Origin of the sequence: Methylovorus sp. MM2 (genome assembly GCF_001648895.1) — a bacterium.
Lineage (GTDB): Bacteria > Pseudomonadota > Gammaproteobacteria > Burkholderiales > Methylophilaceae > MM1.
Map to the genome: position 1 here is coordinate 1,473,217 of NZ_LXUF01000001.1, position 14,889 is coordinate 1,488,105.

The following is a 14,889-nucleotide window of genomic DNA, read 5'->3' on the forward strand; positions in this document are numbered from 1 at the left end:
GATTAAATTAGTACGATTCAATTTTCCCAACGGCTGCGCGCTTGGGTATCCGATACTCTTGCATCGACCCATCGCTCACCATCAGATGTCTGTTCTTTTTTCCAGAATGGCGCTTCGGTTTTCAGGTAATCCATCACGTACTCACAGGCTGAAAATGCTTCGCCTCGGTGTGCTCCAATGATAGTAACCAGCACGATCTGGTCTTGAGGTGCCAAGGTGCCCACACGGTGAATGATCAACCCATCGAATATGTTCCAGCGCTGTTTTGCGTTGGTCAGGATATCCTCGAGCGCTTTTTCTGTCATGCCCGGATAATGCTCTAAAGTCAGCGCACTAACGGATGTGCCATCATTCAGGTCGCGTACTTGGCCTATGAAGGAGACAACAGCGCCGACATCAGCACGGCTTAGTCTTAACTGGCGGATCTCCGCACCCGCATCAAAATCTTCTGTTTGAATGCGCACTATCATCTAGCCACCCGTCACAGGGGGAAAGAATGCGACTTCATCCCCATCAGCAATCACTGCATCACTTTTTACGAGCACCTGATTAATTGCTGCGCGGATGGTTTTCTTGCCACCAAACTCTTCATGCCAGACCCCGCCTCGCGCAGTCAGCACTTGAACTAGAGAAGCTACTGTTAATGCGGTGTCATGCGCGTAATCTTCCTCAGAAATACCCAAGGCCTCTCGCAGGCGAGCAAAGTAAAGCAGCTTGATCATTCGCTGGTGACATCCTCGTCAGTCACTGCGCCGCGTTTTCCACTGATGGCATCGCCCAGCAACTGAATAAGCTTAGACTTATAGGCATCATCTGCCATTAGGCTGGAACTGAAAGTGATGCCGAATTTTGCAGCGTACTGCTGTACAAGCATAATGGGGATTGTTTCTTCGTTCATGGCGCTTTACCTTCACTAAATAGGTCTTCGATCTCATCTGCCGATTCATCAAGAATCGGTAAAGCAAGCTCCGCTGCATCTTCCCCTTTGAGCTCAACCCGTTCGATCTGGGCGAAGCGCTGGGTGATCTTGCGGCTGGATATATGCACCTGTTCAGTCTCTTCATGCGCGAGGCGTATGCGCTCTGCCAGTTTCTTCATGCGCGTATCGAATAGCGAGAAATCCTTGCCCAGTTTGCCAAGCTCGGTTTTGATAATATGCACTTGGCTTCTGGTCTCTACATCTTTCAATACAGCTCTAGCTGTATTGAGTACAGCCATCAATGTTGTCGGTGAGACGATCCATACACGTCGTTGTTGCGCATAGTCAACGAGGTCACGATGATAGGCATGTATCTCGGCAAACACGGCTTCGGCGGGAATGAACATCACGGCACCATCACTGGTTTCACCGGGGATAATGTATTTATTGGCAATATCATCCACATGGCGCCTAACATCGGCCTTGAATAAGGCAGGGCTGCCTCGCTCAGCGCCTTCGGCGAACATGCGTTGATAGTTCTCAAGCGGGAATTTGGAATCAACCGCGACCAAGCCTGTGGGTTCTGGCAATTTAAGCACGCAATCCACGCGCGCGCCTTTGCTAAAAGTATATTGAAATTCAAAAGCATCTTCAGGCAACAGGTTACGTACAAGCCCTTCAAGCTGGACTTCACCAAAAGCACCGCGTGAGCGCTTATCGCCAAGCAGCTCTTGCAGGCTGACCATATTAGTAGTCAAGCCATCGATCTTCTTTTGCGCCTCATCGATGGTGGCTAATCGCGCCATCACATCAGCAAAGGTCTGGTTGGTTTTCTTAAAACCTTCATCCAAACGTTCTGACACCTTGCCACCAATCAGTTCAAGACGGTTATCTACCGCTTTCGTCAGGGTTTCGATGGTCGCCGTCAACTGTGTGGTGGCTTTTAGCATCGTATCTTGAATCAACGACTGCTCTGCCTTGCCTTGTTCAGCCAACGTCGTATGCAACTTCTCAAGTACTGTCTCGCGCGTTTGTGCCAAGCTTTCATTCTGACTGATTTTAAGCGCCTGCATCGCATCACGCGTTTCTTTAAGCTCTTGCGCGACTGACGCTCGCAGGCGTTCACCGCTTTCACTTGAGGCCGCATTGAGGCGATCGCCCAACTTATTGAGCCCATCATTCAAATCAAGCAGCATGGCGCGGTGCTTGTCTTCTAGCTGGAGAATCAGTTGTGAAGCGCTATCTACCTTACTGGTATGCTTCCAAACCAGAAAAACCAGCAACAAACATGCGACAACAGCAAAAATAAGTGTGAGCGTTTCTATCATAGTGTGAAATTATACTCCAACCGAATACAGTCCTACCTTCAAAACCTCGGCTGTTTGTGACAAACTCAACTCTCACCAGAAATATTTTGAAAGCTTACTTGTGATCAAACTCAGACTACTCATCGGAAAATGGCTTGCCAACGTATCCAGAAAGCTGAGAAACAATTTCTATATCTATCTCGCCACGCTACTGACCGTCTTTGTATTGCTGGATGCGGGGATATTCCATGTCGGTGAGAATATGCGCCAAAAAGCCTTCGACCTTATGGTCCGCAGCCGTATTCTTGTGCCTGCACCAGACCCGGATATCATCATCATCGATGTGAATGAGGCCAGCTTATCCGCTATGGCTGGCGAATATGGCAGATGGCCGTGGCCACGTCAGGTATTCGGTGAGTTTTTAGAGAATATAGAACGGCAAAGACCAAAGGCAGTCGTTTTCGACATATTATTCAGCGATGCAGATGTCTATAACCCCGATAGTGATGCCTATTTCAACGACACGATAGCAAATACGGGCAATACCTTCTTCCCCTTTCTGAGGCTGCCCGCTGAACACGATAAGCTAAGTGAAATAAAACCCAGCATGATTCCGGGGATTGGCGAAAGTCTTCCAAACCAATCTGACCCAAACGCCACTATCGCGGTCGTGTTACCGCATTTTGAAGCAGCACTGAATTCCAAACGACTCGGCACCCATAATATCTACCCGGATAAAGACGGTATCGTCCGTGAGTATCGGCTATATAACGATGATTACGGCTGGCGCTTACCCTCTTTGCCATTAACCATTGGCAAAACATTGGGCTACGACATTCCGGATTCCCAAAATGTTTTGCTGAATTGGCGCGGTAAACCATTTACCTACCAATACGTGACATTTAGTGATGTGATGCAAGATATCACGAGCAAAGTCAAACAGCGCCCAGAGGGTGAGTTCACCGATAAGATCGTTATCATCGGCTCAACAGCCCCTAGCCTGTTCGACCTCAAAGCAACCGCAATGGCTAAATCTCATCCCGGTGTTGAGATACTGGCAACGGCTATCGACAATGTCAAACATGGCGATTACCTGCGTGTATGGCGCGGAGCACTACCTTATGTGCTAATCAGCCTCTTACTTATTTGGCTGACCACGGCGGCATTCTATGCAAATGCAGACCGCGACAAATTCAACAAGATATTCAGCTTTAGCCAGATAGGTCTGCTTGTACTTTCCTATATCGGTATCAATGTCACGAATACCTATCTGGACTTTACGGGGCCGATCACTTGGGCGATCGTTTATTTCAGTATCGCTAAAATATATGCTCTGGCAACCGATCGCGCGCTGCAACGATGGCTGGCTTTTGGCGTAAAACCGGGGGAAGGCGGCACACAAGCGCTCATCATGCCGATATTGATTGAGAGCGAAGAGCCTCTAGGCGACGCAATGCTGAAAAAGATCAAATATGAGATAGAGCTGACGAGCAAAACGCCAAGCAGCATCGAGATATTAAAAGGTACGCAAAGCGGTATCTGGGGGCTGTTTGGCGACATCGTCATTGTCAGCTGGACCTATGCGAGCAATGTGACTGAATATGCAGATCAAGTGAATAAAGATGCTTCCACCATCGCAAATGGCCTGACCCGCATCATCGCAACATTAGGGCTGCCAGATACAACAAGAGTAACGCACACATTGCAACATGGATTATTAACAGCCCACCAGCCATTGGCAAGTCAATGGCGCAACCTGTTCGCACAATCCATCATCAAGCTGGAGCCCATCGAACCACCATTTCCGGCAACTGTAGTAGAGGAGCAGTCTAAAACATGACCATCAACTTTAAAAAATCAGCCCTCGTTCTATTAGCACTTTTAATACCGTGCATATCGGTAGGCGCTGAAATGGGCACGGCACTCAAAGCGGATACCTTACGAAAAGAGCCGTATGCCGATGCAAAGACATCAGGTAGTTTTGCGCGAGGCGATAAAGTGGAGGTCATCACCAAACAAGGTGCATGGCTTAAAGTGAAGGCCGCAAAATCGACGGGGTGGGTAAGATTGCTCTCCGTCAAAAGGGGCTCCACCGCAACGGCAAATCAAACAGCAGGCATACTCAGTGTCGCGAGTGGGCGCGCTGGCACAGGTCAGGTCGTTGCCACAACCGGGGTGCGCGGATTGACTGAAGAAGAACTCAAGGATGCAAAATTCGACGAGGCGGAAGTTAAATCCCTAGAAAGCTATACGCAATCAGCAGCGCAGGGACAAAAGTTCGCCAAGGCAGGCAACTTAAAAGCAATAAAGCTCGAATATCTACCAGACACAGGAGGGAGTGCTCAATGAGACTTCACCTAACTCTCATCTGTGTATTCGCCTTCACAATGAATATGAACGCCGCGCAAGCATTTGATCTAAACGATGCATTAAAAACTATCGACAACATCGATAATAAGAAAAATAGTCAACCAGCCGAATCCCCTGCAAAAGAAACGGCGAACAACAACGAGCTATCGATTAATCTGATCAGCCCAACAAAAAAAGAAGAGATCGCACTTGGCAGAGAGATCGCTGGCAATCTACTTGGTGCAGCACCATTGGTAAAAGATGCTGGTCTGCAAAAATATGTCAATCAGATAGGCCGCTGGGTAGCAAGCCAAAGTGAACGTCCCGATCTGCCGTGGCATTTTGGCGTCATCGAATCCGAAGATTTGAATGCATTCGCCGCACCGGGCGGCTATGTACTTATTACAAAAGGTCTATACCGCAAACTGGATAATGAAGCCCAACTCGCTGGCGTGCTGGGACATGAGATAGGCCATGTCGTCAAACAACATCACCTAAAAGTATTACAAAAATCTCAACTACTAAATCTGGGCGCTAATTTACTTGGCTCTAAGGTCGGTAAGGATAGCCAAACCATACAGAAAGTCATCGGTAGCGGTGCTGAGATCATGGCACGTGGTTTAGACAAGGACGCTGAATTCGAAGCAGATCGCGTAGGTCTGGTATTAGCAGCAAGAGCAGGATACGACCCCTACGGCTTACCAGAAGTACTAGAAAAAATAAGCGAAGTCAGCAGTAATGATGGTAGTGTTGCGCTTCTATTTAAGACTCACCCAACCCCAGATGATCGTCTGGAAAAGCTAGCCAATGCAGTAGGAAATCACCTCGACAAAATAACTGATGGTCAAGCACTTCCTAAAAGACTCTATCACTTAAAATAACTTACTAACTATTAGCTCAGTATGCAGATTAAGAAGTTATAGACAACCTAATCATCAAAAAATTAAGTACACCTCATGAAAAGAATTGAATCTCTTGATTACCTCAGGGGAGTAATGGCCTTAACCATTATGCTCTACCACTACACCAGTTGGACCTTAGGCAACCTAGGGGGAGACTCACTATTAGGAAAGTTAGGAATTTATGGAGTAGCTATATTCTATATTCTTAGTGGAGCAAGCCTAACAATAGCTTATCAAGGCAAAATAAGCGCTATCACCGACATTAAGTCTTACGCGGCAAAAAGGTTTTTCAGAATAGCCCCTTTGTTTTGGCTAGTCGTCACAATAACATTACTCTTAATTTACATAAAATGCCGCCTTGATGGAACAGCCTTTAATGTCAGTAGCTACATAATTTTCTTAAATTATTCTCTACTATTTGGCTTTATAGATCCGACCGCTTACTTCTCTACTGGGGCATGGTCAATTGGTAACGAAATCGTATTCTATGCAATTTTTCCATTTATATTGATTGCAACTAAATATAACCACAAACTAATTTGGCCAATCTTCATTTTATCAATCGCTATAGGGCTGTTCTTTGCGCTACATTTTCTTGATAAAACAACATCACTTGCTAATCAATGGCACATATATGTCAATCCATTCAATCAGTTATTTCTTTTTATTGGTGGCATATCAATTGTGATTTTTTCTCAAAAATACCGTCATCTTATCTTTGAGAGGCTTCCTTTAGCATGCATGTTAGTCGGCATAATCTTTTTCTATACTTTTCCAGGAGATGCCGACAATATCTCTTTAGTTTCCGGACTTGGTCGCATTATACTTTCGGTAGCATGTATCTTATTTGTGTTTGGCATGATTAACCATCATATAAAGACACCAAAACCGTTAGCAAGAATATTGACATTCTTAGGTGAGCATTGCTATTCAATTTATCTACTACACCCCATCGTTGCCATTCCAGTAGTGAGTGTCATTGCTCATTTTGGAGGATCTAAGCTCATTGCTTACATCATAAGCGCTTGCTTAACATTTATCTTAAGTGCCTTTACTTTTAAATATATTGAAACCCCCATGATTTCTTATGGCAGCAGAATATCCAAGAAAATTTCCATAAGAACCACTTGAAAGACTAAATAAAAAAGCCCGCATTCAGCGGGCTTTTTTATTTATTCAAACTAAATGAATTTAGTCTTTTGAAGCACGTTTGCGCTCATGCTCAAGCAAGAAGCGCTTACGGATACGAATAGACTTTGGTGTCAATTCCACCAACTCGTCATCATCGATAAATTCAACAGCTGATTCAAGCGTCAACTGAACTGCAGGCACTAAGCGCACAGCTTCATCAGTACCAGATGCACGTACGTTAGTCAGTTGCTTACCTTTGATCGGGTTAACGATCAAATCGTTATCACGACTATGGATACCGATGACCATACCTTCATAGAGACGATCACCTGGTACGGCGTACATACGGCCACGATCTTGCAGCTTCCATAAGGCATAAGCAACGGCTTCACCTTGTTCAGATGAGATCAGTACGCCATTACGACGACCCGGCATATCGGCTTTCACTGGTGCGTATTCATCAAAGATGTGCGCCATCAAGCCTGTACCGCGTGTCAATGTCAGGAACTCACTTTGGAAACCGATCAAGCCACGTGCTGGAATCTTATATTCCAAACGCGTACGGCCATTACCGTCTGACTCCATGTTCTGTAACTCACCACGGCGGCGGCCCAATTCTTCCATCACAGCGCCTTGTGTATCATCTTCAAGATCCACTGTCAGAATCTCGTATGGCTCACACTTCTCGCCATCGATTTCACGATAAACCACACGTGGCTTACCCACTGCGATCTCAAATCCTTCACGACGCATATTTTCCAGCAGAATCGTTAAGTGCAACTCACCACGCCCTGAAACACGGAACACGTCAGCATCTTGTGTATCTTCAACACGCAATGCTACGTTAACCAATAATTCTTTAGTCAAACGGTCACGAATCTGGCGGCTGGTGATGAATTTACCTTCTGTACCAGCTAATGGTGACGAATTGACCATAAAGTCCATCGTCAATGTCGGCTCATCCACACCTAGGATCGGCATGCCAACTGGATTGTCACGATCTGTGATGGTGACACCGATACCAATCTCTTCAATACCGGAGATGATCACGATATCGCCAGCTTCAGCTTCTTCAACTGGCACGCGTTCCAGACCACGGAAACCTAATACCTGATTGATACGGCCTTGGCCTGTTTGTTTGTCACCGGTCATTACAGCAACGGTTTGACCTGGCTTGATACGGCCATTCCATACACGACCAACGCCAAGACGACCAGTGTAGCTTGAGTAGTCAAGTGCAGAGACTTGTAGTTGTAAAGGTGCATCGCTATCGCCGGCTGGTGGCTGCACATGTTTCAATATAGTCTCAAACAATGGGCGCATGGTGTCAGATTCTGTTTTCAAATCCAAAGTCGCGTAACCATTCAATGCTGAAGCATAAACAACCGGGAAATCGAGTTGTTCGTCTGTAGCACCAAGATTAGCGAACAAGTCGAATGTGTGATTGATCACCCAATCGGTACGCGCACCCGGACGGTCTACCTTATTGATCACGACGATAGGCTTAAGACCTAGCGCCAAAGCTTTTTTGGTCACGAAACGTGTTTGCGGCATTGGGCCTTCAACCGCATCAACCAGCAATACAACGCCATCTACCATACCTAATACGCGCTCTACTTCTCCACCGAAGTCGGCATGGCCTGGCGTATCCACGATATTAATATGTGTGCCTTCAAAGTTCACCGCGGTATTCTTCGCAAGAATAGTAATGCCGCGTTCTTTTTCAAGATCGTTGGAGTCCATCACGCGCTCGGTGACGGCTTGGTGGGATGCAAAAGTGCCCGCTTGTTGCAAGAGTTTATCCACCATGGTGGTTTTGCCGTGGTCAACGTGAGCGATGATGGCAATGTTTCGAAGGTTGCGCGACATGTGTATTTAAGCCGATTCGTTAAAAGGGCGCGATTTTAACACAAAACCTTTGACAAAATGAGGACAATCTATATACTGCGCGCTTCGGTTACTTTATTAAGCCCTGTTTTTGCAGGTGCTGAACTAGCCGAGATTCATCGCCCTAGCCCTCTCGAAGCCCATTGCATTTTTGTGGCTCTCTAGTTTTTTACCGGTTAGTGGCTATGCCCGTGCGCCGGTAAAATGCCTACGAAATATTTCGATTAAGAATTTTCATGGTTTGCGCCTTATGTTGTTTCAACTTGATGTTGAACACATGATTGCGTCCGCTTGCGCCCTTTTAGTAGTTTTTCCTTGAAAGGGAAATTGTGTCTTTAGAAACTCCTAGCGTTACCCCTACATCTGATTTTGATAATCTGAATCTGAACCCTGCTATCCTCCGCGCTTTAGCCGAGGCAGGTTATAACAGCCCTACACCTATTCAAGCACAAGCGATCCCTGTTGTGCTTGAAGGCCACGATTTGATGGCTTCTGCACAAACAGGCACTGGTAAGACAGCAGCCTTTACACTTCCAGCCTTGAATCTGCTGGCAACACCTCACGCATCCAAGAGCCGTGGCCCACGTATCATGGTATTGGTACCGACACGTGAACTGGCTGCACAAGTAAACGAAGCTGCACGTAAATATGGTAAGTTCTTGCGCGCACGCACTGTCAGTATCGTTGGTGGTATGCCTTACCCATTGCAAAACAAGTTACTGTCACAACCATTAGATATCTTGGTTGCGACACCTGGCCGTTTGCTTGATCACATGGAACGTGGTCGTATCGATATGTCCCGTTTGCAAATGCTGATTCTGGATGAAGCTGATCGTATGCTGGATATGGGCTTCATGCCAGATATCGAACGCATCTCTGCTGCATTGCCAAAAGAGCGCCAAACATTGATGTTCTCAGCGACTTTTGAAGGTGCTATCGCAAATATCGCGAAAAGCCTGCTGAAATCACCTAAAGTCATTCAGATCGCTGCACAAAAAGAAAAACATGCGAACATCGAACAACGTTTGCATTTCGTTGATGACATGAATCACAAGAACAAACTGCTTGAGCATCTTTTGATTGCGCCTGAAGTAAACCAAGTGATCGTATTCACATCAACAAAACGTCATGCTGATTTATTAGCTGAAGACTTATATGCAGCTGGTCACAAGACTGCTGCATTACACGGTGACATGACACAAGGTGCGCGTAACCGCACATTGACTAAACTGCGTCATGGCGATGTGAAGGTACTGGTTGCAACTGACGTTGCTGCGCGTGGTATCGACGTACATGGCATCACACATGTGATCAATTATGACCTACCTAAATTCGCAGAAGACTATGTGCACCGTATCGGCCGTACAGGTCGTGCTGGTAACACTGGCACTGCTGTTTCTTTCGCTTCACACGCTGATCGTCATCAAGTACGTAAGATCGAGCAATTCACAGGTCAACGTCTTGAGCCTTCAGTAATCGAAGGGTTTGAGCCTAAACGCCCTGCCCCACGTGCTGATGCGCCAGCTGGTCGTCGTCCATCGTCATCCAATAACAATCGTAATGCGCGCCCTGGTCAACGTCCTGGCAGCAATGCTGGTGGTTATAAGTCTGGTGCGCCAAGCACTGGTGGCTATCGCGGTGACAGCAATCGCGAAGGTAATCGTGCAGATGGCAACCGTGGCAATAGCAACGGTAACCGTCATAATGAAAACCGTGGCAACACAGTAGCAAACGGCAACCCACGTAATGCTGACCGTGCTGCAAGACGTCCACGCACCTTTGCATAATTAATAACGTGACGACAGATAACATCAGTTTTTCTGACTTGGGGTTAGCGCCCGAGATACTTAAGGCGCTAACTGAGTTCGGTTATACCAAACCCACACCGATTCAAGCGCAAGCCATTCCGGTTGCACTTGCTGGTGGCGATTTGATGGCAGGTGCGCAAACAGGCACTGGTAAGACTGCGGCTTTTGCTTTGCCATTGCTGCAAAAGATATTACCGCTTGCCAGTTCAAGCGCATCACCTGCGCGCCACCCGGTGCGAGCGTTGATTTTGACGCCAACACGGGAACTGGCGATACAGGTAGAGGAAAGCGTAAAAGTATATGCAAAACATACCGCTTTGCGCTCTCTTGTAGTCTTTGGTGGTGTCGATATCAGAACGCAAAAACCTGAGCTGATGAAAGGCGTGGAGGTGCTGGTGGCAACACCAGGCCGCCTGCTTGACCATATCGAGCAACGTACTGTGCAGTTAGGCCAAGTGCAGATGCTTGTGCTTGATGAAGCGGATCGTATGCTGGATATGGGCTTCATGCCAGACCTAAAGCGTATCTTGGCTTTGCTGCCGAAACAACGCCAGAACCTGATGTTCTCTGCAACGTTTTCAACTGAGATCAAGAAGCTTTCCGAAGAGTTCTTGACCAACCCAACATTAATTGAAGTTGCCCGCAGTAACGCGACTTCAGACAACGTAACGCAAAAAGTCTACCTAGTAGATGCAGAAAGCAAACATGCATTGCTTTCTCAAATACTGCGGGATAGCAAAGACGAACAGGCGATTGTATTCACCAAAACCAAATTAACGGCAAGCCGCTTGGCACGTTTATTGGTCCGTGATGGCGTCTCTGCAGATGCGATCCATGGTGATAAATCACAACAGGAACGTATGCAGGCACTTGATGCCTTCAAACAGGGCAAGCTCAAAGCCTTGGTCGCTACAGATGTAGCAGCCAGAGGTCTGGATATTGACCAGTTACCCATGGTTATCAACTACGAATTGCCAAGCACACCTGAAGATTACGTGCATCGCATTGGCCGAACAGGTCGCGCAGGCGCATCAGGTATTGCGATATCGCTCGTATCGCCCGCTGAAGAAAAGTACCTGAAAGAGATCGAAAAGCTGATCAAGCGTGAGATCGTCCAGGAAAAATCAACTCTGGAGCAGGCATCCAAACCACGCCGCACGGAAAGTGTGCCTAAAGAGAAGGATGCTTCGGCCCGTCCGATTCCACAACGAAAGAAACCTGCAACAGATACGTGGTTCGATAAACCCTATGAACCTGCTGCTGCATTCGTGGAACGTAGGCAAATACCACGCTCTGGCATCAATAAACCAAAGCGTGAGATCGCAGCACTATTAGGTGGGTTGCAACGTAAAGATTAATAGCGCTAACCTGGCCGATTACGCATAAAATCTGCGACGCCCCACAAGGCTTCGGCCAGTTTCACTGTAACAGGCTCTTCGATCTGTAATAGGTGCATCGCACGCACCATGCAATACATCCATTGATCCCGCTCTGATTCACCAATCTCAAATGGCATATGCCTCGCGCGCAAACGGGGATGCCCATAACGCTCGATATAGAGCTGCGGCCCACCCGTCCAACCTGTCAGATACATAAAGAGCTTTTCACGTGATGCAGTCAGGTCTGCGGGATGTAACGCCCTGACGCCCTCAGCTTTAACGTCAGTATCCATCACATCGTAAAAATGCTCTACTAGGGCACGTATCTGCTCAACCCCACCCAATAGCTCAAAAAAGGTCTTAGTGCTGCTGCCGGGCTCGCCAATCTTGTTAAGCATGCTTAAACGGTGATCGGCTTGACTAAACTCGCCGCCTTTTTTGCCCGTTGACGCGCTTCATCGGTATCATCTGCGATTGCCAGTGCAACCCCCATACGGCGGTGTACAAATGACTCAGGTTTGCCAAACAAGCGGATATCTGCCTCTGGCACAGACAAAGCGGCCTCTAGCCCTTCGTAAATCAGATTAGCGCTATCAACACCGCCATAGATCACAGCGCTGGCACCAGGCGACTTCAAGCTGACATCCACAGGCAAACCAAGAATCGCACGCGCATGTAACTCGAACTCATTAAAGCGCTGGCTTGCCATGGTGACCATGCCGGTATCGTGCGGACGTGGGCTAACCTCGGAGAACCAGACCTTATCCCCTTTAACGAACAGCTCTACACCAAATAATCCCAAACCACCCAGATTATCCGTCACAGCTTTGGCAATGCGTTGTGCTTCTTTTAGCGCCGCAGGGTTCATCGCTTGTGGTTGCCAGCTCTCGACATAATCGCCTTTTTCTTGCACATGACCGATGGGTTCGCAAAAATGGGTTTCCACCTCACCGCTAACATTCTTGGCCCGCACAGTCAGCAGCGTGATCTCATAATCAAAATCTATCTGGCCTTCTACAATGACAACACCTTGATTAACGCGCCCGCCAGTGGCTGCATAATCCCAGGCTTCTGCAACCTGTTTGGCCGAAGTAATACGCGACTGCCCCTTACCTGATGAAGACATCGTAGGCTTGATAAAACAGGGATAGCCAATACCGGCATCTATTGCTTGCTGCAAAGATTCACGACTATTGGCAAATGCATAAGCGGAGGTTGGCAAAGCTAGGGTTTCTGCAGCAAGGCGACGAATACCCTCGCGATTCATGGTCAACTGTACGGCTTTCACGGTAGGCACGACCTTTGCCAAACCCTGCTCTTCAATTTCTTCAAGTGCAGCGGTATTGAGCGCCTCGATTTCGGGCACAATCAGATGCGGCTGCTCTTTTTCAACAAGGGCTCGCAATGCCTGACCATCCGTCATATCAATCACATATGCGCGGTGTGCAACCTGATGCCCAGGGGCGTTGGCGTAACGATCGACCGCGATCACCTCAACGCCAAGGCGCTGGAGCGCGATAATGACCTCCTTACCCAGTTCACCGCTACCTAATAGCATCACGCGGGTAGCGCTAGGACTTAAAGGGGTACCAATACTCATACTCACTCCGCATAAAATCTGAATAATCCTGTTAATGATTTTATCATGCGGAGCCGTGATGACATCAGCCATGTTCATGACTAATGCGTAGATAAGAGATTTATTGCTAAGAATTTATTACTAGGAGAGGGTAAAGCTAATTAAGCTTTTATACCGTGCTTTTCCATGCGGTATCGCATCGCCATACGCGTGATACCTAGCTGTCTCGCAGCTTCAGAGACGTTATTGGATGACTGCTTGAGCGCATTTTCAATCAGCATTTTTTCAGCAACATCCAAAGTCACCCGTGCGTCAGAGGCAGTAGCAGAAAACTCCATTCCGGCCATCATAGCCGGATTATTGCTTAACAAAGGTAAGGCAAGATCGCGCGCTGTGATCTCATCTCCGGCACTCAGCAGGACAGCCCTGCTAATCTGGTGACGAAGCTCACGTACGTTACCAGGCCAGTCATAGCGCCTGATCATGTCAATAGCATCTGCAGAAAACTTGCGCTTAGGGAGTCCATAGCGACGTTCAGTCTGCATGGCGAAATGTCGGCTTAGCATGACGGCATCATCGTTGCGTTCACGCAATGGTGGCATCATAATGGTCAGTACATTTAATCGATAATACAAATCCGAGCGGAAACGCCCTTCTAGTACCATCTCATGCAAATCACGATTAGTCGCCGCAACAAATCTGGCATGCACAGGACGTTCTTTGGTAGAACCTACACGTCTGACCATACGACGCTCCAGCACATTCAATAACTTTGCCTGCAACACCAAAGGCAATTCACCTATCTCATCAAGAAACAAGGTGCCATCTTCTGCGGCTTCAATCAAGCCGGAGCGTGTACCTTGCGCACTGGTAAAAGCGCCTTTTTCGTGACCAAAAAGTTCACTTTCAATTAACTCTGCTGGTAATGAAGCGCAATCTACATGCACAAATGGGCGATCACTGTTTGCGCATGACTGATGCAGCAAGCGTGCAGCGACATCTTTACCTGTCCCTGTTTCACCATTGATCAGCACCGTAGGCGGGACCGATTCACCAATCGCCACTAACTGTGCGATTCGGCCAACCTGCATACGAACACTAAGCATAGCCGGGCTTTCACCGACCATTTCAACACCCTCTGTTTCATGCGCATTACGCTGTCTGGAATAATCAAGCTGATGCTTAAGTTTAGAAGATACTTCTGCTTTTTTGATCGCCAGCAATAACTCTTCAAGATCCACTGGTTTTTTCAGGTAATCAGTCGCGCCCTGCTTCATTGCATTGACGGCATCGCTTACTTCACCAAAAGCAGTCATCACAATAACCGCGATGCCTTTTGCAATAAATTCAGCTAATAGATCAAGTCCATTTCCATCCGGCAATCGCATATCAAGCAATGCGATATCAGGCATGAATTGGCGTGCCAAGGCACGCCCATCCAAAATACTTTCTGCATGTTCACAATCGTAACCGGCTTTTTGCAAACGCTTGGATACTGCCCGTGCAAAGAGAATTTCGTCTTCAACTAGCAAGATGCGTACTTGTTGACTCATGGAATCAAAAGTCTGCTCTTTATCTTGTATAGATAGATTTTCCTGCATAGTTGAAGACATCAAGCTTTCTTTTAC

At 47.3% G+C, this 14,889-nt stretch carries 14 protein-coding genes; 6 read left to right on the top strand and 8 right to left on the bottom strand.

Annotation, left to right across the window (positions count from 1 at the left end; translation table 11 throughout):
* Positions 1-17: 17 nt before the first annotated feature.
* From moaE to A7981_RS07050, 4 genes are read right to left on the bottom strand one after another with little or no spacing between them, the layout of a single operon-like run.
* Complete coding sequence (gene moaE, locus A7981_RS07035) at positions 18-470, bottom strand: molybdopterin synthase catalytic subunit MoaE (protein ID WP_067266007.1); 453 nt, start codon at positions 468-470, stop codon at positions 18-20.
* The gene (gene moaD, locus A7981_RS07040; protein WP_067266010.1) at positions 471-722 is read right to left on the bottom strand and encodes a molybdopterin converting factor subunit 1; all 252 of its coding nucleotides are present in this window, start codon (positions 720-722) and stop codon (positions 471-473) included.
* The gene (locus tag A7981_RS07045) at positions 719-898 is read right to left on the bottom strand and encodes a hypothetical protein (RefSeq protein ID WP_067266014.1); all 180 of its coding nucleotides are present in this window, start codon (positions 896-898) and stop codon (positions 719-721) included. Before A7981_RS07045 ends, moaD begins: the two co-directional genes overlap by 4 nt.
* On the bottom strand, positions 895-2,247 hold the full coding sequence (locus A7981_RS07050) for a DNA recombination protein RmuC (protein ID WP_067266017.1): 1,353 nt from the start codon (positions 2,245-2,247) through the stop codon (positions 895-897). The genes A7981_RS07045 and A7981_RS07050 overlap by 4 nt, the downstream gene beginning before the upstream one ends.
* A gap of 100 nt (positions 2,248-2,347) precedes the next feature.
* Here A7981_RS07050 and A7981_RS07055 point away from each other — a divergent pair, with 100 nt between their 5' ends.
* The 4 genes from A7981_RS07055 to A7981_RS07070 all read left to right on the top strand — a co-directional run bounded on the left by A7981_RS07055 (position 2,348) and on the right by A7981_RS07070 (position 6,608).
* Positions 2,348-4,066: a CHASE2 domain-containing protein gene (locus A7981_RS07055; RefSeq protein WP_067266020.1), complete on the top strand. Its 1,719-nt coding sequence runs from the start codon at positions 2,348-2,350 to the stop codon at positions 4,064-4,066.
* Positions 4,063-4,575, top strand: a complete 513-nt coding sequence (locus A7981_RS07060; protein ID WP_174545141.1) for an SH3 domain-containing protein — start codon at positions 4,063-4,065, stop codon at positions 4,573-4,575. Before A7981_RS07055 ends, A7981_RS07060 begins: the two co-directional genes overlap by 4 nt.
* A gap of 38 nt (positions 4,576-4,613) precedes the next feature.
* Positions 4,614-5,456, top strand: a complete 843-nt coding sequence (locus tag A7981_RS07065) for a M48 family metallopeptidase (RefSeq protein WP_254258513.1) — start codon at positions 4,614-4,616, stop codon at positions 5,454-5,456.
* 75 nt (positions 5,457-5,531) lie between these two features.
* On the top strand, positions 5,532-6,608 hold the full coding sequence (locus A7981_RS07070) for an acyltransferase (protein WP_082889229.1): 1,077 nt from the start codon (positions 5,532-5,534) through the stop codon (positions 6,606-6,608).
* A 60-nt stretch (positions 6,609-6,668) separates the two neighbouring features.
* On the opposite strand, the gene typA is transcribed toward A7981_RS07070, so the two are convergent.
* Positions 6,669-8,477, bottom strand: a complete 1,809-nt coding sequence (gene typA, locus A7981_RS07075; protein WP_067266030.1) for a translational GTPase TypA — start codon at positions 8,475-8,477, stop codon at positions 6,669-6,671.
* Between the two features lie 347 nt (positions 8,478-8,824).
* Between typA and A7981_RS07080 the strand changes: the two genes are divergently transcribed.
* Together A7981_RS07080 and A7981_RS07085 are read left to right on the top strand one after the other, a co-directional pair.
* On the top strand, positions 8,825-10,282 hold the full coding sequence (locus tag A7981_RS07080) for a DEAD/DEAH box helicase (protein WP_067266033.1): 1,458 nt from the start codon (positions 8,825-8,827) through the stop codon (positions 10,280-10,282).
* An 8-nt stretch (positions 10,283-10,290) separates the two neighbouring features.
* A complete protein-coding gene (locus A7981_RS07085; RefSeq protein WP_067266036.1) occupies positions 10,291-11,661 on the top strand; it encodes a DEAD/DEAH box helicase in 1,371 nt (456 codons plus the stop codon).
* Between the two features lie 5 nt (positions 11,662-11,666).
* Here the strand turns inward: A7981_RS07085 and A7981_RS07090 are convergent, their stop codons facing one another.
* From A7981_RS07090 to A7981_RS07100, 3 genes are all read right to left on the bottom strand, one after another.
* A complete protein-coding gene (locus A7981_RS07090; RefSeq protein WP_067266039.1) occupies positions 11,667-12,080 on the bottom strand; it encodes a group II truncated hemoglobin in 414 nt (137 codons plus the stop codon).
* A 2-nt stretch (positions 12,081-12,082) separates the two neighbouring features.
* Positions 12,083-13,282, bottom strand: coding sequence for a formate-dependent phosphoribosylglycinamide formyltransferase (gene purT, locus A7981_RS07095; protein WP_067266667.1), 1,200 nt, complete (start codon positions 13,280-13,282; stop codon positions 12,083-12,085).
* Between the two features lie 140 nt (positions 13,283-13,422).
* Positions 13,423-14,814 (bottom strand): sigma-54 dependent transcriptional regulator, encoded by a 1,392-nt coding sequence (locus A7981_RS07100; protein ID WP_254258535.1) that lies wholly within the window; start codon positions 14,812-14,814, stop codon positions 13,423-13,425.
* Between the last annotated feature and the right edge of the window lie 75 nt (positions 14,815-14,889).